Annotated in this window: 23 protein-coding genes and 1 riboswitch; of the genes, 9 read left to right on the top strand and 14 right to left on the bottom strand. The window is 64.9% G+C overall.

All coding sequences use genetic code 11. The annotated features are described in order from the left end of the window. Positions 1 to 44: 44 nt before the first annotated feature. From BLQ71_RS05510 to BLQ71_RS05495, 4 genes are all read right to left on the bottom strand, one after another. On the bottom strand, positions 45 to 287 hold the full coding sequence (locus tag BLQ71_RS05510; protein ID WP_496559531.1) for a DUF2798 domain-containing protein: 243 nt from the start codon (positions 285 to 287) through the stop codon (positions 45 to 47). A gap of 4 nt (positions 288 to 291) precedes the next feature. Continuing rightward, a complete protein-coding gene (locus BLQ71_RS05505; RefSeq protein ID WP_043145077.1) occupies positions 292 to 831 on the bottom strand; it encodes an NADPH-dependent FMN reductase in 540 nt (179 codons plus the stop codon). Positions 832 to 963: 132 nt separating this feature from the next. Further along, positions 964 to 1,596 carry an isochorismatase family protein gene (locus BLQ71_RS05500; RefSeq protein WP_043145079.1) on the bottom strand — a complete coding sequence of 211 codons (633 nt, stop codon included), beginning with the start codon at positions 1,594 to 1,596 and terminating at the stop codon, positions 964 to 966. A 61-nt stretch (positions 1,597 to 1,657) separates the two neighbouring features. Next, entirely contained in the window at positions 1,658 to 2,452 is a 795-nt protein-coding gene (locus BLQ71_RS05495) for a pirin family protein (RefSeq protein ID WP_083342161.1), read from the bottom strand. Between the two features lie 186 nt (positions 2,453 to 2,638). Here BLQ71_RS05495 and BLQ71_RS05490 point away from each other — a divergent pair, with 186 nt between their 5' ends. Beyond that, entirely contained in the window at positions 2,639 to 3,547 is a 909-nt protein-coding gene (locus BLQ71_RS05490; RefSeq protein ID WP_074620979.1) for a LysR substrate-binding domain-containing protein, read from the top strand. Positions 3,548 to 3,694: 147 nt separating this feature from the next. After that, complete coding sequence (locus BLQ71_RS05485; RefSeq protein WP_074620978.1) at positions 3,695 to 5,944, top strand: molybdopterin-dependent oxidoreductase; 2,250 nt, start codon at positions 3,695 to 3,697, stop codon at positions 5,942 to 5,944. Positions 5,945 to 6,014: 70 nt separating this feature from the next. Here the strand turns inward: BLQ71_RS05485 and BLQ71_RS05480 are convergent, their stop codons facing one another. The 4 genes from BLQ71_RS05480 to BLQ71_RS05465 all read right to left on the bottom strand — a co-directional run bounded on the left by BLQ71_RS05480 (position 6,015) and on the right by BLQ71_RS05465 (position 9,415). After that, positions 6,015 to 6,701 carry an ABC transporter ATP-binding protein gene (locus tag BLQ71_RS05480; RefSeq protein WP_229754799.1) on the bottom strand — a complete coding sequence of 229 codons (687 nt, stop codon included), beginning with the start codon at positions 6,699 to 6,701 and terminating at the stop codon, positions 6,015 to 6,017. A 67-nt stretch (positions 6,702 to 6,768) separates the two neighbouring features. Continuing rightward, a complete protein-coding gene (locus tag BLQ71_RS05475) occupies positions 6,769 to 7,776 on the bottom strand; it encodes a FecCD family ABC transporter permease (protein WP_229754800.1) in 1,008 nt (335 codons plus the stop codon). Next, complete coding sequence (locus tag BLQ71_RS05470) at positions 7,777 to 8,709, bottom strand: ABC transporter substrate-binding protein (RefSeq protein WP_074620976.1); 933 nt, start codon at positions 8,707 to 8,709, stop codon at positions 7,777 to 7,779. Continuing rightward, positions 8,696 to 9,415, bottom strand: coding sequence for a (2Fe-2S) ferredoxin domain-containing protein (locus BLQ71_RS05465; RefSeq protein WP_074620975.1), 720 nt, complete (start codon positions 9,413 to 9,415; stop codon positions 8,696 to 8,698). The genes BLQ71_RS05470 and BLQ71_RS05465 overlap by 14 nt, the downstream gene beginning before the upstream one ends. Before the next feature lie 91 nt (positions 9,416 to 9,506). Next, a riboswitch (cobalamin riboswitch) is annotated at positions 9,507 to 9,718 on the bottom strand. Positions 9,719 to 9,926: 208 nt separating this feature from the next. Between BLQ71_RS05465 and BLQ71_RS05460 the strand changes: the two genes are divergently transcribed. From BLQ71_RS05460 to BLQ71_RS05445, 4 genes are all read left to right on the top strand, one after another. After that, the gene (locus tag BLQ71_RS05460) at positions 9,927 to 11,117 is read left to right on the top strand and encodes a benzoate/H(+) symporter BenE family transporter (protein WP_074620974.1); all 1,191 of its coding nucleotides are present in this window, start codon (positions 9,927 to 9,929) and stop codon (positions 11,115 to 11,117) included. A gap of 362 nt (positions 11,118 to 11,479) precedes the next feature. Further along, the gene (locus BLQ71_RS05455; protein ID WP_069210671.1) at positions 11,480 to 12,022 is read left to right on the top strand and encodes a phage tail protein; all 543 of its coding nucleotides are present in this window, start codon (positions 11,480 to 11,482) and stop codon (positions 12,020 to 12,022) included. 27 nt (positions 12,023 to 12,049) lie between these two features. Beyond that, positions 12,050 to 12,535, top strand: a complete 486-nt coding sequence (locus BLQ71_RS05450; RefSeq protein ID WP_074620973.1) for a DUF6916 family protein — start codon at positions 12,050 to 12,052, stop codon at positions 12,533 to 12,535. Between the two features lie 2 nt (positions 12,536 to 12,537). Next, on the top strand, positions 12,538 to 13,023 hold the full coding sequence (locus tag BLQ71_RS05445; protein WP_074620972.1) for a GNAT family N-acetyltransferase: 486 nt from the start codon (positions 12,538 to 12,540) through the stop codon (positions 13,021 to 13,023). Here BLQ71_RS05445 and BLQ71_RS05440 read toward each other — a convergent pair. After that, positions 13,020 to 13,316 carry a DUF6916 family protein gene (locus tag BLQ71_RS05440; protein ID WP_074620971.1) on the bottom strand — a complete coding sequence of 99 codons (297 nt, stop codon included), beginning with the start codon at positions 13,314 to 13,316 and terminating at the stop codon, positions 13,020 to 13,022. The genes BLQ71_RS05445 and BLQ71_RS05440 overlap by 4 nt on opposite strands. Before the next feature lie 151 nt (positions 13,317 to 13,467). Between BLQ71_RS05440 and BLQ71_RS05435 the strand changes: the two genes are divergently transcribed. Both BLQ71_RS05435 and BLQ71_RS05430 read left to right on the top strand, forming a co-directional pair. Next, positions 13,468 to 14,529 carry a Hint domain-containing protein gene (locus tag BLQ71_RS05435; protein ID WP_069210675.1) on the top strand — a complete coding sequence of 354 codons (1,062 nt, stop codon included), beginning with the start codon at positions 13,468 to 13,470 and terminating at the stop codon, positions 14,527 to 14,529. A 107-nt stretch (positions 14,530 to 14,636) separates the two neighbouring features. Continuing rightward, positions 14,637 to 16,469 carry a tetratricopeptide repeat-containing sulfotransferase family protein gene (locus tag BLQ71_RS05430; protein WP_074620970.1) on the top strand — a complete coding sequence of 611 codons (1,833 nt, stop codon included), beginning with the start codon at positions 14,637 to 14,639 and terminating at the stop codon, positions 16,467 to 16,469. An 11-nt stretch (positions 16,470 to 16,480) separates the two neighbouring features. Here the strand turns inward: BLQ71_RS05430 and BLQ71_RS05425 are convergent, their stop codons facing one another. The 5 genes from BLQ71_RS05425 to BLQ71_RS05405 all read right to left on the bottom strand — a co-directional run bounded on the left by BLQ71_RS05425 (position 16,481) and on the right by BLQ71_RS05405 (position 21,888). Further along, positions 16,481 to 17,995: a sugar ABC transporter ATP-binding protein gene (locus BLQ71_RS05425; RefSeq protein ID WP_074620969.1), complete on the bottom strand. Its 1,515-nt coding sequence runs from the start codon at positions 17,993 to 17,995 to the stop codon at positions 16,481 to 16,483. Further along, entirely contained in the window at positions 17,992 to 18,993 is a 1,002-nt protein-coding gene (locus tag BLQ71_RS05420; RefSeq protein ID WP_074620968.1) for an ABC transporter permease, read from the bottom strand. The genes BLQ71_RS05425 and BLQ71_RS05420 overlap by 4 nt, the downstream gene beginning before the upstream one ends. 12 nt (positions 18,994 to 19,005) lie before the next feature. After that, the gene (locus tag BLQ71_RS05415) at positions 19,006 to 19,980 is read right to left on the bottom strand and encodes an ABC transporter permease (protein ID WP_074620967.1); all 975 of its coding nucleotides are present in this window, start codon (positions 19,978 to 19,980) and stop codon (positions 19,006 to 19,008) included. 82 nt (positions 19,981 to 20,062) lie between these two features. Then, positions 20,063 to 20,860: an SDR family NAD(P)-dependent oxidoreductase gene (locus BLQ71_RS05410; protein ID WP_069210678.1), complete on the bottom strand. Its 798-nt coding sequence runs from the start codon at positions 20,858 to 20,860 to the stop codon at positions 20,063 to 20,065. A 77-nt stretch (positions 20,861 to 20,937) separates the two neighbouring features. Further along, positions 20,938 to 21,888, bottom strand: a complete 951-nt coding sequence (locus tag BLQ71_RS05405; protein WP_043145336.1) for a sugar ABC transporter substrate-binding protein — start codon at positions 21,886 to 21,888, stop codon at positions 20,938 to 20,940. A gap of 293 nt (positions 21,889 to 22,181) precedes the next feature. On the opposite strand from BLQ71_RS05405, the gene BLQ71_RS05400 reads away from it, so the two are divergent. Next, on the top strand, positions 22,182 to 23,915 hold the full coding sequence (locus tag BLQ71_RS05400; RefSeq protein WP_074620966.1) for an ABC transporter substrate-binding protein: 1,734 nt from the start codon (positions 22,182 to 22,184) through the stop codon (positions 23,913 to 23,915). The last annotated feature ends 19 nt before the right edge of the window (positions 23,916 to 23,934 follow it).

Genomic DNA, 23,934 nt, shown 5'->3' with positions numbered 1-23,934 from the left:
ACGCCAGGCCGGAAGGGTTGCCTGCCCCTTCCGGCTTTCATGCGTCACGGCCAAACGCTTGCTGCCTTATCCGCCAGTTTGCTCGACAGAAAGCGCAGCTTGTCTCCGAACACCATGTCCAGCGAGAACGCGATCGGCAAGGCGATCAGGATGCTTTGCCCCCAAACCTGCAGCCACTGGATCGAAAGTCCGAATTCCAGCAGGCTGAACACGCCCGATAGCGCGGCGGACATGAAGGTCGACATGACCAGAGAGCCTGAAAGGCGTTGAAGGCGCTGACGATACATCATTTCAAGCGACCTCCTGCAGGGCCAGCGCCTCGGCTGCGGCGGTCAGGTCTTTCAGGGCGTCCTTCTCGGTGATGTGCCCGGTCGCGGCATCAAAGACGTCATGAAAACTGGGCACGGAAACGGCTGCGCGCAGGTCTGCCCCGAAGAACCCGGCAGACCCTTTTGCGGACGCCAGCACACTGCCCGCACCACCGGGACCCGGCGAGGTCGACAGGAAAACCGCCGGCTTGTTCTGGTACACTTTCTGATCGATGCGGCTCGCCCAGTCGAAGAGGTTCTTGTAGGCGGCGGAATAGGATCCGTTGTGTTCCGCAAATGAGACGATGACCCCCTCGGCGGACCCGATCTTGTCGAAGAACGCCCGCGCCGCCGGGGGCAGACCGATTTCCTGCTCGAGATCCGTATTGAAGATCGGCAGATCGTAGTCCCGCAGGTCCAGGACCTCGATCTCAGCCCCCGGGACCAGTGTTGCGGTGAACTGCGCCAGGGCCTTGTTGATGGATTTCTTGCTGGTGCTGGCACCAAATGCGATGATTTTCATGGATGGTTTTCCTTCTATGTCAGAGTATTGCGTTGATTTTCTCATGTCGAAGCGGCGCCCGCCCGGCATTTCCGCGCGGGAGGGTGCCGCCCCGGACGGCCTGCCGGGAACGGCCAACGGCCTTGGCAGGGGTCAGGCGGCCTTGTCGGTGGACACGACACTGCTGCGCACCTGGCCGACCAGCATTGCCCAGTCCATGTCGAGCGCGCCGTAGACCTCGGCTGCAACCGGACGGGCATTGTCGGCGAGGATTTCGACCATCAGGCTTGCCCCGTCGGCGACGACCACGCCGGCCTGCGACAGGCGCAGCAGCCCGGTCTCGCGCTTGGTCTGGCTGAACGTCCCCGAGGCATCCATTGCGACATAGGCGTTGTAGCCCTTGCGCTGCGCTGTCATCGCCGGGAAAGCCGCGCAGACCTCCAGCGAGACGCCGGCAAAGATGAGGTTCTGCCGCCCGGTCGCCTCGATCGCCGCGGCCACGCGCGGATCATCCCAGGCATTGACCGAGGTGCGGTCGATGAACTCATGGCCCGGCAGTGCGACGACCAGCTCGGGGAAGGCCGGGCCCCAAAGCATCTCCGCAGAGGTCGTGGTGGTAACAATCGGCAGGCCCAGGGCCTTGGCAGCCTTGGCCAGCCCGACGACGTTGTGCTTGAGCTCGGCGACCGAGTAGTCGCGGACGCCGGTCATCAGGCCGACCTGGTGATCCACCAGAACGAGGGCCGTGTTGTCCTGTGTCATCGGTTCGGGATTGGCATAAGTCATTACATTTTCCTTTTCTCTAAGGGTGTTGTGTGGTGTTTTTGATTCCGCAGGCCGCTGCGGTTCAGTCGATGGAGCCCAGTTCACCGGCCTCGTGGGCGGCGATCACCTGTGCCAGCTGATCGGCATCGCGCATCGCGAACGGACCCTTTTGCACAAAGGGTTCGCGCAGGGGTGTTCCGCCAAGCAACACGGCCTGTCCGCCTTCGCCGCTGAGCAAGTGGATCTCCTCGGCGCCGTGGATGGCCAGCGCCGTGTCGCTGCTCAGCCGGTGGCGGACCCCGTCAAGCTCCGCCTCGACCTCGCCATTGACGACATGCAGCCAGGCGGCCTCGCCGGGATCGGCGCGATGGGTGAAACTGCCGCCCGCCCGCAGGGCGATATCGAGAATGGTGAAGGGCAAGGCGGGCGGGGTGGCCCCGACCACGCCGTTGCTTTGGCCGGTCATCACCCGCACCCGATGGCCGGGGCCTTCGATCACCGGCATTTCCGTGGCGGCGACATGGCGCGCATCGGGTGCGTCCAGCTTCTGCGCCGACGGCAGGTTGACGAAGATCTGCAGGGCGTGGGTACGCGAGCCCGGCGTGGGCGCCTCGTCGTGTACGGCACCGCGGGCGGCCTTCAGCCAGTAGAGATCGCCCGGGGCCAGGTCGATGTCGTTGCCCAGCGAATCCCGGTTGCGAAAGCTGCCGGTGCTGTCCTCGAAGAGCACGCTGACCGCGGAGAGCCCGGCATGGGCATGGGGCGCGAAGGTCGGTGCGGTCATGGTGAAGTGATCGACCATGATCAGCGGGTCCATCAGACCGTCAAGCTGGCGGTGGATGAAGCTGAGCGCCTCGAAGCCCTCGCCCCGGGTCATCTTCTCCCCGTGCTGGACCGCGATGATTGCGCTGCCCGGATCTTGGGTTTGAAGTCTGTGTTGCAGGGTCATATTCGCCTCCTTTGCTGAACATGAACCTACTTTCGGAACGAATGTCCGAAAATCCGTTGATCTTGGAACCCTTCGTTCTGTATTTGGAACGAAAGCCGTGATCGAAAAGGCCGGATGATGGACCTCAATCAAGCCTACTACCTGGTACAAGTCGTTGAGAAACAGGGGTTCTCGGCAGCGGCGCGGACCTTGGGCATTCCCAAGTCGCGGATCAGCCGGCAGGTCAAAAACCTCGAAGAAACGCTGGGCACGCGGCTTCTGAACCGGGACTCGCGGCAGATGTCCCTGACGGAGGCGGGCGAGGCCTACTATCGTCATGCCAGGATGGCGCTGGAATGCATGCTCGCCGCCGAGGCAGCGGTCCGCAAGGACAAGGATGCGTTGGAGGGCACCGTCACCCTGTCCTGTTCGGTTGGCGTCGCGCAATTCGCGCTTAGCCGCATCCTGCCGCGTTTCCTTGACGAGAACCCGCGTGTCGTCCTGCGGCTACAGGCCTCGAACGACTTTGCGGACATGATCGGCGATGGCATCGACCTGGCCATTCGGGGACATGTCAGGTTGCTGCCGGACTCCGGGTTGATCCAACGGCGCATCGCGGACGTCCCCTGGCACCTGTTCGGCTCCCCGGGCCTTGCGCAGCAGCTCGGAGACGGGGCATCGCCGATGGACCTCGAAGGCCAGCCCGGTCTGGCGCTTGGCTGGCGGCCCGGGGGCAGCAGCTGGTCGCTACAGGGGCCTGGCGGCAGCAGTGCCTCTGTTCCCTTCGCGGCGCGGATGCGCAGCGATGACATGGTCAGCCTGAAGGAGGCCGCCGCGGCGGGGCTGGGGGTGGTGGCCCTGCCCGCCTATGTCTGCGCCGAGGATGTCGCGGCGGGTCGGTTGTGCCGTCTCTTGCCGGACTGGGTCGCCGGACTGCCCGAGATTAGCCTGCTGATGCACGAACGCCGGGGCAACCCGCCCCAGGTCGACGCCCTCACCGACTTTCTGCGCCGCGAATTGCCGGCGGTCATGGAGGATAGGTGACCCTTTTGCGCCCGCCGGTCTCGCCAAAGGCATTCCGGAGCGGGTACAGGCGGCCCCGTGAATGTGGCAGGATGCCGGGAATCTTCGCCCGTATCAGTCTGTACTTTCCGGGCGGTCGAGGACCCGGCACCAATATGGAGAAGGCAAATGGCCGACAAAACCGCGCCATCGACAAAGGTAACCTCCAGCCATTGGGGTGCCTTCGAGGTCGACGTGGAAGGCGACCGGATCGTTGCGACCCGGCCGTTCTCCCAGGATCCGCATCCCTCGCGGATCCCCGACAGCCTCCCGGCCGCGGTCCATCACAAGACCCGCGTCGCCCGCCCCTCGATCCGGCGTGGCTGGCTGGAGGCGCGGGAACGCGGTGGACGGGGCGCGCAGGAGTTTGTCGAACTCCCCTGGGATGAAGCGCTGGACATCGCGGCAGCAGAGATCGACCGCGTCCGCCACCAACACGGCAACGAGTCGATTTTCGGTGGCTCCTACGGTTGGGGATCGGCCGGACGCTTTCACCACGCCCAAAGCCAGGTGCACAGGTTCCTGAATTGCATCGGCGGGTATGTCGCCTCCTTTGGCAGCTACTCGACCGGATGTGCGCAATCCATCATGCCGCATGTGCTGGGCGTGAATTTCCTGCAGTTGCTCTATGAGCATCAGGACGGATGGCAGACGATCCACGACAACACCGAGACCCTGGTGATGTTCGGCGGGATCAACCCGAAGAATTCGCAAGTCAGCATGGGCGGCATCACCGAGCACGAGACCGCCGGCTGGTTCGATCGGTTGGCGACCAGGGGCACGCGCTGCATCAACATAGGACCGCAACGCACCGATGCGCCCGAAGGCTGCGAATGGCTGCCCGTCAGGCCCGGATCGGACACCGCGCTGATGCTGGCGTTGGCCCATGTGCTCGAGGAAGAGGGGCTTGTCGATCGTGCCTTCCTGGCCAGCCATACGGTCGGTTACGAACGGTTCCGGCCCTACCTGGTGGGCAATACGGACGGTGTGCCCAAGACCCCGGACTGGGCGGCGCCCCTGTGCGGCGTGGGCGCCGACGAGATCCGCGCGCTCGCGCGGCGCATGGCCTCGACCCGGACGCTGATCACAGTGGCATGGTCGCTGCAGCGCGCCGAACATGGCGAACAGCCCTACTGGATGTCGGTTGTCCTGGCCGCAATGCTGGGCCAGATCGGCCTGCCGGGCGGTGGCGTGGGCTATGGCTATGGGGCGATTGGCGGCGTTGGCAAGTCGCTCCTTGGGCTGCGCGGCATGACCTTCCCGCAACTGTCGAACCCGGTCGAGGACACGATTCCGGTGGCGCGCATCGGCGACATGCTTCGCAATCCCGGACGCCCCTATGATTTCAACGGGCAACGCAAGACCTATCCCGACATCCGCCTGGTCTACTGGGCGGGAGGCAATCCCTACCATCACCACCAGGATCTCAACGCCCTGCACGAGGCCTGGCAGCGGCCCGAGACAATCATCGTGAACGAACCCTGGTGGACGGCGACCGCCAAACGCGCCGACATCGTCTTTCCCGCCACCACACCCTACGAACGCGAGGACATCGGCCGCACCAACATGGACGACTACCTGTTCCACATGCCACGGCTGATCCCGCCCGTGGGCCAGGCGCGCGACGATTACGACATATTCAGCGGGCTTGCAGAGCGCTGCGGCGTGGGCCACCAGTTCACCGAAGGCCGCAGCGCCGATGACTGGATCGCAAAGCTCTATGCCGAGTACCGGGACGCGGCGGCGAATGTTGGTATCGACGTGCCAGATCTGGACGGGCTGCGAGAGAGAAACTGGATAAAGCTGCCAATCAAGGCCGAGGGACCGAACCGCACGTTCTTTGCCCCGTTCCGCGAAGATCCCGATGCGTTCCGCCTTGGCACTCCGTCTGGCCGGATCGAGATTTTCTCGGCAACAATCGACAGTTTCAGATACGACGATTGTCCCGGTCACCCGGTTTGGCTGCCGCCAACGGAATGGCTGGGCACCGCCAGTGCGGCGGCACCCCTGCACCTGGTTTCGCCCCAACCGGGGGACAAGCTTCACAGCCAGCTTGAAGCCGCGCTTGCCGATGTCGAGGGTGCCCGCCCCGAAACACTGGTTATCCATCCGGACGATGCCGCGGCACGCGAGATCACCACGGGCGATCTGCTGCGGGTCTTCAACGCACGCGGCGCGTGCCGCGCCCGGGCGTCTGTATCAAGCGACATCAATCCGGGGGTCGTTGCCCTGCCGACAGGGGCTTGGTTCGGGGACCCGGGCGGCAACATCGACCCTGACGGCAACCCCAACGTCTTGACGCTGGATGTGGGCACCTCCCGCCTTGGACAGGGTTGCAGCGCCCATTCTGCCCTGGTGCAGGTCACGCGACTGTCGTGATTGCGGACAAGGGCCGGGAAAGGCAAGATACCGTGGACGGGCTTGCCCGCCCTCTTGTCCCGCAGGAGGGTCAGACCGGCCCGGTGACGTCCAGCGACGCGCCGCGAAACTGGGCATCCACCCTGTAGTGGGTCATGAGCATGTCGCGGCTCAACAGGGTCGCAGGCGCTCCGCTGGCCACGATCCTGCCGGACTGCATCAGGTAGACCTTGTGGCAATAGCGCATCGCAAGCGTCAGGTCATGCAGACACATCAGCACGGTCCGCCCCCGGCGCCGGACCTCGTCCAGCAGCACCAGCTGATAGTGCAGGTCCAGGTGATTGGTCGGTTCGTCCAGCACGTAGACCTGCGGATCGCAGGCCAGGAGCTGGGCAAAGTAGCAGCGCTGCAGCTCTCCGCCGGACAGCCGCTCGGCGGATTGATCCGCCTTGTCGGTCAAGCCGACAATCCCCAGAGCCTCGTCGAGGCGCCTCCGGACCTCGCCCCGTCCCAGGCCTTTCGCCTCGAGCCCGATTTCCACGATGTCCCGGGGCGTCAATCCCGCCAGCAACCCCGCGCTTTGCACCAGGGCGCCCAGCACCTGTGCCCATTCCCCGTGGCTATGGCTGTCCATCTCCCTGCCAAAGGCCTCAATCCGCCCCGAAGCCGGCCGCGTGGCCCGGTAGAGCGTGCGCAAGAGCGTTGTCTTGCCGGCGCCGTTCGGTCCCAGCAAGCCGTGGATTTCCCCTTTGGGCACGCTCAGGGATGCGTCCTGCACAACGCCCCTGCCGTCGACAAAGACACTAAGGTTCCGGATGCAAAGGGCGGCATCCCGGCAAACAGGGTCATGCAGCATGACGGATCCCCCGCAGGATGAGGATGAAGGGCGGCGCCGCGAACAGCGCCAGCAACACCCCAAGCGGCAGTTCCTCGGGCGCCAGAAGCAACCGGCACAGCAGATCGACGGTGATCAGGACCACCGCACCAAGGGCCATCGTCAGGGGCAGCAGAACCCGGTGCCGGGCACCGGTCAGCAGCCGCGCCATATGCGGCACGATCAAACCGACAAAGCCGACGATCCCCGCCACCGACACCGCCAGCCCGGTCAAGAGCACCGTCGCCACGAAGATCAGCAGGCGAATTCGGCCGATGCGAAACCCAAGCGCCTGCGCCCGTTCCTCGCCCAGCAGGGTCGCGTCCAGCGCGTTTGCGTTGCGCAGGGCGACCGCCCCAACCACGACAAGACTCAGGCCCAGCATCGGCACCTCATGCCATTGCGTGCCCGCCGCCGTCCCCATCAGCCAGCCCATCGCGTTGCGGGTGGCGTGCGGATCCCCGACGTAGAGAAAGAAGGCCGTCAGCGACTGGAACATCAGCGACACGGCGACACCTGCAAGGATCACCACCAGAGGGTCGGGCATCCTGCCGCGTCTCTGCGACAGGCCAATGGTCATGACAAAGGCCAGCGCCGCCCCGAGAAAGGCGATGAGCGGCACGCCAAGCCGGTCGGTCATGCCCGTGGGCAGCCAGATGATCGCCGCCACCGCAGCGGCCGAGGCGCCCGACGACAGCCCCATCAGGTAGGGGTCCGCCATCGGATTGCGCAGGGCCGTCTGCATCAACGCCCCTGCCAGGGCCAGCCCGGCCCCGATCAGCCCCACCGCCAGGACGCGCGGTATGCGCCACTGCCAGACGATCAGGGACAGTCCGCGCGGGGCGGTCTCATCCCGCATCAGGATGGCAAACCGGTCGGCCCAGGAGATCTGGGCCGTGCCCCAAAGGACACCGGCCAGGGCCACGAACAGCAGCCCCCCAAGGGTCGCGACCAACAGGATCGGAAACCGGGCGGGCACTTAGTCCAATGCCTTGAGCTGCGCATTCACACGCTCGGCCCCATCGGCGAAGCGCATGCCAAGCAGGGTCTCCGAGAAGGGCACGACCACGTAGCGACCGTTCCTGACCGCCGACAGCTCTGCCAGTACCGGATCGTTTTCCAGGTAGGCCCGTTTGTCCGCAGCGGTGGACCAATCCGCCTCGATCAGCAGGATCACCTCGGGATCGGCGGCGACGACGCGTTCCCACGAAAGGTCGATCCAGGTGCCCTGAACCTCGGAACTGATGCTGTGCAGGCCGGCGGTACGGGCCAGCAGCGCCGGGCCGCCGCAACAGCCGACAGAATAGGGCGTACCCGTCCCGCTGTCATAGATGAACGCGGTCCGGCCACCGCCCGCCGGGTCATTCTGAACCGCGTCGATGCGCGCCCGGGTTTCGGCGATCAGCGCGTCGGCACGGTCCGCCACGCCAAAGATGTCACCGATCACCTCGATGTCGCGCAGGATCGGGGCCTGTGTCAGGGGAACGTCCTTCGGATGCGCATCCTTGCAGGAGGCATCGGCCAGGTAGGTGCCCACCCCAAGGTCATGCCACCTTTGCGCGGCACCCAGGTTGTCCTCGGAAAAGGCGGACCCGAATCCCGCGAACAGGAAGTCAGGCTCTTGCGCAAGGACGACCTCGGCGGCGGGGTATTTCTCTGCCAGCACGGGCACGCTGTCATAGGCCGCTCGCCATTGCTCGGGGATGGCGTCGTCCATGTAGGCGGTTCCGACCATCCGATCCTGCAGGCCAAGCGCCAGCATGACCTCGGTGGCCTGCTGGTTGAGCGTGATCGCGCGGCTGGGAGGCGCGTCATAGGTAAAGGGCGCGCCGCAGCTTTCGACAGTCACCGGGTCCGCCACAGCCGCTCCGGCGGCCATTGCAAGGACGAAACTGAGATTAAACGGGTTCATGGGTGTCTCCGGTCCTGTGAATCAAAAGATGTCGGGGGAGTGCGCCGGCGCCGATCGCCTTGGTGACGACCGCGCGAACATCGGCCACGTCGGTCACCCGGTACCAATGGCCTTCGGGGTAGTGCACGATCACCGGGCCGGCGTTGCAGGGAAACAGGCAACCGGTCGTCGTCACGAGGCAGTCGGCGCTGACGCCCGCCCGGCGCAGTTCGGCCTTGAGAACATCGGCCAGATGAGGCGCGTCCTTGAGGTGGCAACGCGGACCGGCACAGACCAGCAGGTGATGGCGAAACTCCGGCGGCGCATCCCAGCCCTTGCCCAACTCGCCGTCCGGCAAAGGGGCGATGCGCGATGCCGGGACCCGCGCCCGCGCGGCATTCCGCACCAACCCGGCGTCTTCCTCTGCCGGGCGCGCAAAAAACAGCTCGGGCGCCGCTTCGCCGCGCTTGTGCAACCAGCTTGCCGCCGCCCCGGGCAGCCACCGTTCCAGGCTTTGTGAAAACGGCAAGCCGATGGGCCGCAGCTGAATCCGGCTGGCGCCCTCGGCGGCCAGGGCGTCCAGCACCCGCCAGAGGCTCTGCCCCTCGCCTTCGAGACGCAGGGCGACCGCATGGCACGGGGCTTCCTGAACCAGAGCATCGGCCAGCTTGCGGAACCGGGTGGCGCTGACGTAACTCGCTGAAATCAGGAATACATATGCGTCCATGCCCAACCCTCGTTAAGAGGAAACAGGCAAGCGCACGGGACCGGGCACTGTGGAACTGTCATCTTGTCCTCCTCGGGCCCGCCGCCCGATTGGTTGCGATCAATTGATGGCAGGTCTCCTGACTCGCGGATCAAAGCGCGCCGTCCCTTCCCGGATCGCAGTCGATCCAGTGGATTGACGGGTTGCTCACCGCTTACAGTTGCGGGGGCAGTCACGGAATTGAGAGAGGTCTCTCGCACCGTGTTCCCTTTTCAGCCGCTCCGGGGTTGACCCGAACGCAGCACCATCGCCGCAACTCGTGACATGGAAAACCATCACTGTCCAGAACCTTCGCCGCCCCGTCGCGGAAACCGGCCGGCAGTCATGTCCCTGCGCGCGGCAGGGTCGCCGTCGCTGTCACGGGGACGATTTTCGCGGTGAACCGCCCTGCGTTCCTAAGATGTCTGATCTGGAGGTTCGCGCCATCCTCGGTCAAGTAGGGAGCGCGAGTCAGGCAGCAGTGGACCCTTTCATGATCAAGGATTTTTCGTTTTCGGCGCTCAACATGGGGGTGTTGGCCACCTTCGTCGGCTACGCCGCCTCCTTTGCGATCGTTCTGGCCGGGCTGACGGCAATGGGCGCCTCGGAGACCCAGGCCGCGACCGGCCTGTTCTTTGCGACCATCGGCATGGGGATCTGCAGTATCTGGCTGCCCATCGTCACGCGCACCCCCGCCGCGGTTGCCTGGTCGACACCCGGCGCCGCCTTTCTTGCGGCAACGGCGATGCTGGCCGGAGGGTTCGGCGAGGCGGTAGGTGCCCTGATCATCTGCGCCGTGCTGATCGTCCTGACAGGGGTCATCCCCGGCCTGGGGCGCGCCGTCGCGGCAATCCCCAAGCCGATTGCAAGCGCGCTGCTGGCGGGGGTCCTGCTGAAGCTCTGTCTTGCGCCCGCGCTTGCGCTCGGGAACCTGCCTCTGCTGGTCCTGCCAATCGTCGTGGCCTGGGTCGTGGGCCTGGCCTGGAATCGCCTGGCCGCGATGCCGCTTGCGGTGGCGGCCTTTGTCCTGGTGCTGTTCCTGGGGGTCGACCCGTCGGCACATCCCGACGCGTCTGCGATCACCTGGGGCCCGGTGCTCGATATCGTGCCGCCCAGCTTTTCCCCGCTCTCGGCAATCTCTGTGGCCTTGCCGCTCTACCTGATCACGATGGCGGGGCAGAATATTCCGGGCTTCGCGGTGCTCGAGCTGAACGGCTATGGCGTCAACCGCCCCTTCCTGCTGCGCAGCACCGGCATCGTCAGCCTGCTCATCGCCCCTTTCGGCGCGATCCCTGTCAACATGTCGGCGATCACCGCCTCGATGATGGCCGGAGAGGACGCCGGGCGCGACCCGTCCGGCCGTTACTGGGCGGCCATTATCTCGGGTGTCTGCTATGTCGCGCTCGCCTTTGCCGCGACAGGTGTCACCGCGATGGCCAGCCTTGCGCCGACAGAGGTCATCACCGCCGTTGCCGGGCTGGCGCTGATACCCGCCTTTGTTGCCGCGACGACCGCCGCGTTTTCCCGGGCCGACCAGCTGGAGGCCCCTGCCCTGACCTTCCTGATCGCTGGCAGCGGCATGTCGCTTCTGGGGATCAGCGGCGCATTCTGGGGGGTCCTTGCAGGCGTCGCCATCTGGGGTTTGAAGGCGTTTTTGCAGCGAGAGTCGGCCGTCAAGCAGTAACCGGGAAGGCATAACCGCCCCGACGACGACCTTGGCCCGTGTTTCGGCACGAAACACGCCCGTGCCATAGAGACCAACCAGACGGGCGGCTCGGCCGAGGTCCTGAACGTATGAACATGTCGTTTCCCCCTTGCCCGCCCCCGGGCAAGGGGCGAAGCGTCGGTTGGCCGCCAGTGCCCTGGCCGGCACTTGCCAAATCGCGCAGGCGAGAACGAGCGACCATCGGGGCCACAAGCGAAACAATACGTGTGACCAGGACCGGTGACAAAACGCATAGTTGTGTTAAAGCTTTACACAGGGTTGCGTTAGCCCCTAATGTTTCAACCAATTATAATCACCATCGAAAAACAGGGACATATCTCATGGCAGACCCATTCCTCGGACAGGTCACGATTTTCGCGGGTAACTTCGCTCCGCGCGGCTGGGCGTTTTGCGACGGGCAGCTTATGCCCATCAGCCAGTACAGCGCGCTTTTTTCAATCCTGGGCACGATCTACGGCGGTGATGGCCGCACGACCTTCGCCTTGCCCGACCTCCGCGGCCGGATGCCGATCGGACCGCGTCACGGCCCCGGGCTTTCCGACTATCGCGAGGGCCAGAAGGGTGGCGCCGAAACCCGGACGCTGAACATAACGAACATGCCGTCGCACAACCACGCCGCTACGGCGCAGATGCGGGCCGAGAGCCGCAACGGATCGGTTCCCGATCCGTCGGGCAACATCCTGGCCGCGGGCACCAACATCTTCCGGCCCAACTCCCCGTCCGAAGATGTCGTCATGGATGCGGCCTCCGTGAACGTCACGGTACAGAACAACGGTGGCCAACAACCGTTCAACATCATGAACCCCTATCTTGCGATCAACTACATCATCGCGCTGGTGGGCATCTTCCCCTCGCGCAGCTAAGCCCGCCAGAACAGAAAGGAGAACGCCATGAGTGTTCTGTTGACAGTGTCGCGCCGGGCCGTGCTTGCGGGCAAGGCGGCACTTGCGGGGCTGGCCGCCCTGCCGGGGGCCGCATTTGCACGCGGAGAGGCCGCCGGACCCGAGGCGCTGAGCGGCGCACCGGCGGCAGCGACCACCGGCGCGCTGCGCCCGCCACGCTGGCACGACGCCACCGCCGAGGAACTGATGCCGCTGGTCGGTGACAGGTTCCGGATCTCCACGCCCCAGCACGGAAACCTGGTGTTGCGGCTCAAGGCCGTCGAAGCCGGACGCTCGGGCATGGACCGCCCAAGACATCTGCCGCGCCGTGAAAGCGTGACGGTTGTCTTCGACAGCCCGGACAGCGCGCCGCTGGTAGCCGATGGCGACGGGCTGCACCGGGTCTGGCACCCGCGCATGGGCGCCGCCGATCTCTACATGACGGCTGTGCCGCGCCGTTCGGGCGGCGCCGACATCGAGATTGTGCTGAACTGAACGTGGACACGCAAAGTCCGCGATTGCGCCCGGTCCGCGACGCGGACCGGGCGTTCCTACTGGCTCTCTACGCGGAGACGAGGGAAGACCTGGCCGCCCTGCCCTTGCCGCCCGCGGCACTGACACAGATGCTGGAAATGCAGTTCGACGCACAGGGTCAGTCCTATGCACGGGCCTTTCCCGGTCACGACTGGGACATCATCCTGCATCAGGACAGGCCCGTCGGGCAGATTCGGGTTTTGCGCAGGACGGACGAAATCCGCACCATCGACCTGTCTCTGCTGATCGACTTCCGTGGCCAGGGCATCGGCAGGGTCCTCCTGCGCAATCTACAGCAGGAAGCCCGAACCGCCGACCTGCCCCTGAGACTGAGCGTCGAACACGGAAATGTCCGCGCCCAGGTCCTTTATGACCGGTTGGGTTTTGTTCCCGTCGACGACCTCGGAGCGCATCTCGAGATGCGCTGGACCCCGCAGACCGGACCCTAGCTGAAGTTGATCTCGTAGCGGGTCTCGTCCCCGACCTGCGCAAAAGGAGACAGGAAGAGGGCCGTCTCTCCGAGACCGGGCAATGCCATCGGCCAGGCCCCCTGTTCCAGGATCGGGGTGACAGGCCCGACAAGCGTCAGCGTGAATGGCGCGCGCATCCCCTCCTCGGGGGCATCGCCCTTGGGATCGATCCGCGTGATGCGCAGTTCCATCGGACCTTCCGGTGTTGTCACCGTGACCGGCTCTCCGATCAACGGCTCGAAACTCTCAGGCGTCAGCGTGGCAATGTCCATATCGGGGCGGCTCCGGGGTCAAAGGCGAATGCTCTCCTGTTCTTGCAACCTTGTGGGGGCTTTTCAAGCGCCCCCGAACCGCATAAGAATACGCGAGCGGAAGACCATATAATCTCTTTTAGATTGTTGCTCGAAACAGAAGGTGGATCTGATGGCGGTATTCGATTTCAATGACGGCGGCGCGTTAGTCAACTCGAACGGGGCAACCCCCAGCATCACCTTCGACGAGGAAGGGATCACCTTTGTCCTCAGTTCGGCGGCTGGGAACCCGGGCACGGAAACCGTGGCCTATTCGCCCGACACGATCGAGCAGCTGAGCATCTCCGATTTCACCACGGGCGGTGCCTTTACGCTGAACATCGCGGGGACGGAGCCGAACCAGTATTTCTCGGGCAACGGGCTCCAGTTCACGATCGGCACCTACCTGTCCGGGACCTGGAACATCACCTTCGTCGCGGTCGATCCGAACAATGGCAACGCGCTCCTGCCCGGCAGCAACTATGTCGTCACCAACGCGACGACCTCTGGTCAGGTCATCACCGTTCCGGACAGCGGGGCGGTCTATTCCCAAATCCGCTTCACCGCCAGCAACCCCGGCACCAACACGATCACCATCGACAACCTGACCGCCAACCTGCTTTGTTTCCTCGAAGGCACGCGGATCGCGACCCCCGAGGGCGAAAAAGCGGTTCAGGATCTGCGTGCGGGTGACCGCGTGCTGACCGCCGGCGGCGGGATCAGCACCGTGCAATGGCTGGGCGAACAGCCGGTCGAGACCACGCTGTCCAACCCGTCCAAGGTCAACCCGATCCGCATCCGCGCCGGTGCCCTGGCCGAAAACGTGCCGGCCCGCGACCTGCTGGTGTCGCCCGATCACGCCATCGGCATCGACGGGTACCTGGTGAATGCTTCGGCGCTCATCAACGGCAGCAGCATCACGCGCGAAGCGCAGATGCCTTCCGGCGGCTTCACCTATTTCCACGTCGAAACCGGTACGCATGAACTGCTGCTGGCAGAGGGCTGTGCGGCGGAAAGCTATGTCGACTTCATCGGCCGCGAAGGCTTTGTCAACGGCACCGAGCGGGCCGAGGCGCCGGCGATCCCGGAAATGGCCGCGCCGCGCATTTCGGCCGCGCGCCACTTGCCGCCGGCGATCCGCGATGCCCTGGCCCGGCGCGCCGAGGCGCTTGGCCTGGCCTCCCGCGCTGCCTGAGCCGACCGGGACAAGCCCGGCTTGCGACGACGTGACCGACGGCCCGCGGAGTGATCTCCCCGGGCCGTTTTCCTTGCCCCGCCCCTGACAGAAAGCCCAACCGCCCCATGACCCGGACCGCAGCGCCCACCGATGCAGCCGCCCTGGAGGCCGTCAACGCCGAACTGGCCCGCATCACCCGACACCAGAACGCCGGGCGCTTTGCCGAGGCCGGCGCGGCACTGGACGCGCTGCTGGAGCAATACCCGGGCCATCCCCGGCTGATCCATCTCAAGGCCCTGAACCTCGCGCAATCCGGAGACCCCGAAGCGGGGATGGCACTGTTGCAGGACGTGGTTGCACATCAACCTGACGACGCGGTGGCCCTGGTCGACCTGGGGACCTTGCTGGCCCAGGCTGGCCGCATGGAAGAGGCCCGCGAACAGTTCGAGGCCGCCGTCGAAGCGGCGCCGAACTATGCCCTTGCCCAAGCGAATCTTGGTGCGGCGCTTGTTCTGGCCAAGGACTATGCCCGCGCGATCCCCCGCCTGGAACGCGCCATCGCGCTGGACGGCTCGGTGCTGGACCTGCACCTGAACCTTGCGCAGGCCTACCTGCGCACCGGCAACATCCAGCATTCGGTGGATGCGCTGTTTCGGGCGCTTGCCGTCGATCCCAACGCCATCGCGGTGCATGTGAACCTCGCGGCGGCGCTCTATCGCCGTGAGCGCCACGAAACCGCCGAGCACCATGCAAGACGCGCCATCGAACTGGGGCCGCGCACCGGAGAGGCCTGGCTGCACCTTGGCAATATCCTCGCTGCCTCGGGCCGCATGGACAAGGCCGCCGATGCGCTGATGACTGCCGCCGCTCTGCCGGGCATGGCGCTGTCTGCCCTGGCGCGGCTGGTGCACCTGCGCAAGACCCGCGCGGACAGCCCCGAATGGACGAACCTGCTGAAACTCGCCGAACAGGCCGACAGCCTGGCCGACGAGGCACGGGCCACGCTGGAATTCGCCCTGGGCAAGGGATTTGACGATCTTGGAGAACACGGCACCGCCTTTGCGCATTACGCCGAGGGCAACCGCCTGACCCGCAAGGCCCACCCTTATGACAGCCGCCCCCATACCGAACGTGCGGTGCGGATGCGCAGCCTTGTGTCCCCCGCTCTGCTGGACCGCCACAAGAACGCCGGGCTGCGCGGTGTCGCCCCGATCTTTGTCTGCGGGATGCCCCGCTCCGGCACCACGCTGATGGAACAGATGCTGTCCCGCCACCCGGAGGTGCAAGCCGGAGGAGAGATGCTGGCCGCGCAACGGTCTTTCCAGTCCAGTCCGCGCCTGCGCGCCGTGCTGGAGGAACGCGAACCGGACGCCAGCCTGCAGGATGACGATTTCACCAGCCTGGGTGAGGAATACCAGGCCTTCCTGCACCGCGAGGGCCTGCGCCGCTCCCGCGTGACGGACAAATTGCCGGGAAATCAGCTCTATGTCGGCCTGTTGGCACTGGCGCTGCCCGAGGCAAGATTCCTGCTCATGCGGCGGCACCCGCTGGATTGCCTGCTGTCGAACTGGGTCCAGAACTTCGGTACCAACCAGCCGGTCTCGACCGACCTCGCGGACCTTGCAGAGGCCTACCGTCAATTCGACCTGAACGCCAAGCACTGGGCCGCCTTGTTGCCCGATCGCGTCCGCGAAGTGTCCTACGAGGCGCTGGTGGCCGATCCCGAAGGCATGGCGCGGGAGGTGCTGGACTTCCTCGGACTGGACTGGTCGCCAGATGTGCTGGATCACACCACCTCGTCGCGGCAGGTCAACACCGCCTCCGTGGCGCAGGTCCGCGAACCGGTCTATGGCACCTCCGTTGCCCGCTGGCGTCGCTATGGGGCGCATCTGCGCCCGCTGGCAGCGGCACTTGGCGATCTCCTGTCAGAGGAAGAGCGCGCCGCCTGCGGGCTGTGAGCGGGTGGCCCTCAGGCCACCTGCCCTTCGGACCTGATGCCGGAAATCGCCTGGATCAGGTTGTCTTCCGTCACCTCGTCCGAGGTGAAGGTCCGCATGATCCGACCCGAGTACATGGCGATGATCCGGTCGCTGACGTGCAGCACCTCGGGCATTTCCGAAGATATGACGATCACCGCATACCCCTGCGCCGCCAGTTCGCGGATCAGGTTGTGGATCTCGGACTTGCTGCCCACGTCGATCCCCCGTGTCGGTTCATCCACGATCAGCACGTTTGGATGCATCGACAGCCATTTGCCGATCACGATCTTCTGCTGGTTGCCTCCGGACAGGTTGCCCACGGTCTGCTTCCAGCCCGGCGTCCGGATGTCCAGCTTGTCCCGGTACTGATCGAAGATCGCGATTTCCGACCCTTCGGCGACAAAGGGCCCGGCCTTGAGATCGTCGACCTGCGGCAATGTCATGTTGTCCCGGCAGTTCATGCCCAGCACCAGCCCCTGTCCCTTGCGGTCCTCGGGCACCAGTGAAATGCCCTTGGCGATGGCATCGACCGGAGAGCGGATCACGGTTTCCTCGCCGTCCAGCAGGATTGTCCCGGCACTGGGATCGCGCAGCCCGAACAGGGTCTCGGCGATTTCGGTCCGGCCCGCGCCGACCAGCCCGTAGAACCCAAGGACTTCGCCCCGCCGGACCTCGAAACTCACGTCCGCATAAAGGTCGCCGCAGGTCAGGCCACGCACCTCCAGCGCGACGTCGCCAAGCGCGTGGTGGCTGACATTTCGGCTGAGATCCAGCGTGCGCCCGATCATCAACTGCGTGACCTCTTCCTCGTCGGTCTGCGCCGTTTCCAGCGTGCCGCGATACTGCCCGTCGCGCAGAACGCTGATCCGGTCGGTGATCTTGAAGATCTCTTCCATGCGGTGCGAGATGTAGATGATCCCAACGCCCTGCGACTGCAGGTCGGCGATCACGTCGAACAGCACCACCTTTTCCGCATCGGTCAGCGAGGCGGTCGGTTCGTCGAAGATCACCGCCTTGGCCTCGACCGTCAGGGCGCGGGCGATCTCGACCATCTGCTGGTTGGCGATGGACAGGTCGCCGACGCGGGTCCGCGCGTCGAAGGTGACCTTCAGCTTGGACAGGATGTCGTTGGTCCGGCGCTCCAGCGTGGCCCAATCCACCAGGCCGAAACGCTTGCGCGGCAGTTCCCCCAGGTAGATGTTCTCGGCCACGGTCAATTCCTCGGCCAGGCTCAGTTCCTGGTGGATAAAGACGATGCCCTTGGCCTTGGCCTCCAGCGGCGTCCGCATCACGGCGGGTTCTTCACCGATGTAGATGCGCCCCTCGTTGGGCTGAAGGATGCCGCCAAGCACCTTCATCAGGGTCGATTTGCCAGCGCCGTTCTCGCCCATCAGGGCATGTACCTCGCCGGGCATCACGCTAAACGACACGCCGTCCAGCGCCCGCACGCCCGGGAAGGTCTTGACGATGCCCTCGAGGCGGAGGGCCGGGGTTTCAACGCTCATGTCTTCAACTCCTCTTTGCCCTTGAGGTTCAGCTGCCGGTCCAGGAAGAGGACCGCGATCAGGATCAGGCCGATCACGAGGTTCACGGTCTCGGTATCCGCGCCGATATGGGACAGCCCCTTGCGCAAGAGCTGGATCGCCAGCACCCCGCCAAAGGTGGACACGATCGACCCTGCCCCGCCTGTCAGCTTGGTGCCGCCAAGAACCACGGCCGTGATGACCCAGAGCTCGTAGAGCTCACCGTCGTTGGGATTGACCGAACCGCTTTCGGAATAGAACACGACCGCCGACAGCGCCGCCAGGAAGCCGATGATCATGAAGTTGATCATCATGTGCGGCCCCACCTTGATACCGGCATTGACCGCCGCCTCTCGGTTGTCGCCGATGGCATAGGCGTTGCGGCCATGCACCGTGCGGTTCATCAGGAACCAGATCGCCGCCGTCACGGCCAGCAGGAACCAGGTGGCCGTGTGGATGCCCAGGAACTGCGCCTCGGCGAAATCCACGAGCGTCCAGTTCAAATGGCTGGTGGGCTGCTCGCCGTTGTACATGAAGACCAGCCCGCGATAGCCCAGCATCGACCCCAGGGTGACGATGAACGCATCGACCCCGGTCTTCCAGACGATCAGCCCGTTCAGCGCACCCAGCAGCGTGCCGGTGGCCAGCGCCGCCAGCCAGGCCATCGGGATCGCCCAGTCCCCCATGCCGCCGAAGATCGGCCATGTCATGCTGTCCAGCAGGACAATGGCGCTGAGCGCGTAGGTGGCGCCCACCGACAGGTCGATGTTGCCGTTGACCATGATGATCGTCATGCCCATCGCGATGATCCCGATCGGCGCCGACTGCTTGAACAGCAGCAGCATGTTGTCGAGATCCATGAAGGCCTTTTCGCTGAGTGACAGGAATTCGCCCGCCACGGTGAAGAAGACCAGTTCCAGAAGGATGAAGCCCCAGATGGCGCCACGCTTCAGAAAGGTGCTGAGTGTCCCTGCTTGCATGATCTTTCCTCCTCAGGCGATGGGTGACCAGAGGCGGCCGCGCTTGGCCGCGATGTCCAGCCAGACGGCCAGGATGATGATGACCCAGGTCACGACGTACTGGACGTAGAACTGCAACCCGACCAGCAGCAGCCCGTTCTGGATGAACCCCAGGATCAGCACGCCGATCACCGTCTTGAAGATCGTCCCTGACCCGCCCATCAACGAGGCCCCGCCAAGGATGACCGCCGCCAGCACCTCCAGTTCCAGCCCCTGTCCCACGGTGTTCTGCGACCCCAGCGAGCGGCTGGCCTGGATCAACCCGGCAGTGGCCACGCAGAAGGCCGAGACCAGGTAGCAGGAAAAGACGACCCGGGCACGGGGAATGCCGGAGAAGGTGGCGGCGGTTCCGTTGCCCCCCACGGCATAGACCTTGCGGCCGAAGGGGGTCTTGGCCAGCCCGATCCCCAGCACCGCGGCCAGCAGAGCAAAGAGGAGGATCGGCACCGGGATGCCGATGATCTCTCCCTGGCCGAAGACGCTGAACCAGGTGCCTTCCTTGTCGGCGATGTCCATGTTCTGCCCGCCGGAATAGGTCAGCGTCAGCCCGTGGATGGCCGAGAGCATCCCCAGCGTGACGATCAGGGAATTCAGTTTCAGGTAGCCCACGAGAAACCCGATGAAGGCTCCCAGGCACAGTGTCATTGCGAACATCGCCGGGATTGCCAGCGTCGGGCCGATCTTGTCGTGCAGGTCCAGCACCACGATGGTCGAAAAGGACATCATCGACCCAACAGAAAGGTCGAGGTTGCCGCTGATGACCACGAAGGTCACCCCCAGCGCCATGACGCCCAGGATGGCCGAGGACCGCACGACACCCATGATGTTGTCGGGGTCGAGAAAGCGCGCATTGGCAAGCGAAAACCCGACCATGAACAGAACGAACGCGATGAGAATGCCCTGCCGGGCAATCTGCCCTCCGAGATCTCTCTTGGTGATGTGAGCCATTGCTCCCCCCTCTTGCCCCAATGCGGGACCATCAGGGAGACCTAGCGCCCCGCGACGGTTCCGCCTCCCTCCGGGGCGTCCTTCAAACCAGTGTCATGCCGCCGTCGATCATCACGATCTGACCGGTCATGTAATCGCTCTCCTGCGAGGCGAGGAACGTCGTCGTTCCGGTCACGTCCGCTGGCGTGGCGACGCGGCCTTTCAGGATCACCGAGGAAAACTCCTCCATCGCCTGGCCTGGATGCTGGGCCGCGCCGATGTCCATCAGGTCACGGTCGACCTGTTCCCACATCTCGGTGGCGACAACGCCGGGCGCAAAGCCGGTGACGGTGATGTCATGCTTGGCCAGGTCGCGGGCGCCGGATTGCGTCAGCGCGACCACGCCCCATTTCGACGCGCAGTAGGGCGCGACGTTGTCATACCCCTGGCGGCTGGCGACCGAGGCGGTGTTCACGATCTTGCCGAAAGTGCCCTGCCGGATGAATTGCCTGGCCGCCTCCTGCATCCCGATCAGGCATCCCAGCCCGTTCACCCCCATGATGAAATTCCAGTTCTCCTCGGTCACGTCGAGGAAATTCATCGGTTTGTTGACGCCGGCGTTGTTGAACTTGACGTCCAGCTTGCCGAAGGCGTCGACCGTATGCGCGATCATGGCCTGCACGGTGGCGCGGTCGGTCACGTCGACCGGCGCATGGGTCACGCGCCCCCCACCGGCGGTGGCCCTGTCCTGGCTGGCCTCGGCCACGGCGGCCACCTTGCTTTCGTTGATATCGGCGAAACAAACGTCGGCCCCCTCGTCCAGGAGCGCCTCGCCGATGGCGCGGCCAATCCCCTGGGCGGCACCGGTGACAATGCAGGATCGTCCGGACACGCGGCCCATGTCGACCTCCCAACCAATTCCTGTAGGCAACTGTCAGGCCCGGGCGCGCCGCTCGCGCGCCCGGGACCGGGTCGGTCTCAGAAGACCGGCTTGGTGAAATCGCCCATGTTGTCCTGGGTGATCTTGGGCGTGTCGAAATAGTTGAGGAAGGGTACGTCCTCACCGTTCAGCACGTCCAGCGCGGTCTTGAGCGCGGCCTCTGCGTCATCCACCGGCGACTGGTAGATCGAGCCCCAGTATTCGCCGCGTTCCATCGCCTCGTAACCCACCGCAAAATTGGTGGCGCCGACAAAGATGATGCCGTCACGGCCCGCGGCCTTGGCGGCGTTCAGCGCGCCCACGCCCATGTTGTCATCCCCGGCATAGACCCCATCGATGTCGTCGTACTTGACCAGGAAGGCCTCCATGACCTTCTGCGACTTTTCACGGTTCCAGTCGCCGGGCTGCGTCTCAAGGACCGTTACGTTCGGGCAGACCTCTGGCAGACGATCGTCAAAGCCCTTGGCCCGTTCGATGGCGGTGGTGTAACCCGGCTGGCCGGTGATGTGCACGATCTGGGCCTCGTCCTCGATGCCCATTTCCTTGAACTTGTCGCACATGATCTCGGCCGAGCGCGCGCCCTGGGTGATGTTGTCCGGTCCCGAGAAGGAGGCCACGAAATCGAACCCCGCATCCGCGATGTTCGAATTGGTCACCACCACCGGGATACCGGCCTTGTGCGCCTTGCGCACCGCGGGGATCACGGCCTCGCCGTTGGTCGGCCAGATGATGATCGCATCGACCGCCTGCTGGATCAGGTCTTCCATCTGGGCGATCTGGCGGGCAACGTCGCCGCCCCCGTCCAGCACGACGACCTCGACGTTGGGATTGGCCTCGGCCGCGGCGATGAAGGCCTTTTCATAGGTGGTCTGGTAGCTGTCCACACCGACGTTGTTCTGGGTGATGCCGATCCTGTAGCTCTCGGCCTGCACGGCCCCGGAAATTGCAACCGTGGCTGCAGTCGCGGCGAGAACGGTACGAAGTTTCATCTGGGTCTCCTCCCGGATTGTCATTTCTTGTCCAATTCCCCACCTCCCAGGGGAATCGTCACCCGGCGCACCGGATGACTGAGGTGAATGTGGGGCTTTTGCCTGTTCCGGACCCCGACAAAAATATCCAGTTTGAACATTATGAAGTCCAGATTGGACAAAATGGCTGTACGCTTATCCCCGCAATTTGAACATCTTGCGGAGGTGTCGAGATGAGCCGGTCAAGGTCATCCGATTTGAACAATTCTGCGCCCGGCGCAGGCAGCAATCCACGAGAGGCCCCGAAGCGACCGATGAACGCGATGGACGGACATACCGAAGACCGGATGCAGTCCCAGCTGGCTACGGGCGACATGCTGCATGTCCTCGCCTATCTCGAGGAATGCGAGAACGAGCGCGAGGATACCATCGAGCTCAGCGCGCCCAACCCGGTGTTTCGCATGGCGATGCATCTGATCAAGGGCCACCTCGAGGCACGGATCACCACGCCGACCTCGCTCATCGCCGCCGCGAACGTGCCCTATGCCACCGCAAACCGGCGGCTGAGGGACATGATCGACGCCGGAATGATCGACCAACGCCCGCGCACCAAGACTGGCAAGAGCTTTTCCATGCATCCCAGCGAAAAGCTGCTGGACCAGTGGGCGCGGCTGTCGGGTCGGGTGCGGCGCCTGACCGAAACCTATTTCGGCTCCGACACGAGCGCGGCGGAGGACCGCGATTATTACTTCGGCGGCTCCTACATGACGACCCGCTCGATCCCGCCGATCCAGGTCCTGCCCGAACCGCTGAAGGTGGCGGGCGGCATCCGCGTGCTGGTGCATGGCGACCCGACCTTCATGGTCATGGAAAACCTCAAGCGCCAGTTCGAACAGGTGATCGGCAGCGACATTCACCAACGCGCCTTTTCCATCGACCGGCTGCGCGAAGAAGCCCTCCGCAACGCCGAGCGCAAGACCAGCCGCTACGACATCATCGCGCTGGATCTGCCCTGGGTTGGTGAATTCGCCTCCAGGGGGGTGTTGATGCCGCTCGATGATGCAATGGATGTCGAGCGTCTTGATCCCGCGGATTTCCACACTGCCGGATGGAAGGCGACCCACTGGGGCGGACGCCCCTACGGCGTCCCGGCGCAGACGACGCCCGAATTGCTGTTCTACCGCCGCGATCTCTTTGCCAAGGCGGGACTGGAACCGCCCGCCAGCACCGACCAACTGCTGGAGGCCGCCCGCCACATGCACGACCCGAAAAAGGGCCGCTATGGCATCGCCTGGAACGCGGCACGTGGCACCGCGCTGGGGCATACCTTTCTGATGACCCTGGCCGATTTCGGCCAGCCGGTCCTGGACTTGCCCGAGGTTGCGGGCGGGTTCGCCACCGAAGACCTGGCCACGCGCCGGCACCGGATCACCATCGACACCGACAAGGGGCTGATGGCGGCGGAATACCTGCTGGAGCTCCTGCGCTATTCCCCGCCCGACATCCTGTCCATGTCCTGGTACGAACGCGTCCGCCCCTTTGCGGCGGGCAAGATCGCGATGGCCTATGGCTATACCCTGCTGGCCCCCTACTTCGAGCTGGACCCGTCCTCGCCCGCCTTTGGCCAGACCGGCTATCTGCCACATCCCCACGGACCGGGCGCGGCCAACGTGGCGCCCGTCGGTGGCTATGTCATGGGCATTCCGGCCAACATCGCGCCTGACCGCCTGCCCGCCGCCGCCGAGGCGCTGCGCGTCTTCACCAGCGCCGAGGCGCAGAAGCTTTACGTTCAGAACGGCAGTCGCACCAACCCGCGCTATTCCGTCGCCGCCGATGCTGAGGTGCGCCGCGCCTCGCCCCTCTTCGAGGCGGTGGATGCCATGTCCTGGCGCGACGAGCTGCAGTTCTGGCCGCGACCGCCGGTGCCCCAGATCACCGGAATCATCCAGGTCTGCGGCGAGGAATTCCACGACATGCTGCGCGGGCTGATCCCCCCGCGCGAGGCGTTGCAACGGGCCCAGCAGAGGGCCGAAGCGCTGTTCGCATGACACGGGACATCATGATCCG

Origin of the sequence: Antarctobacter albus, from assembly GCF_900101505.1 — a bacterium.
Taxonomy (GTDB): Bacteria; Pseudomonadota; Alphaproteobacteria; order Rhodobacterales; family Rhodobacteraceae; genus Antarctobacter; species Antarctobacter albus.
The sequence above is the reverse complement of the archived record's forward strand: the minus strand, read 5'-3'. Positions and strand labels throughout refer to the sequence as shown.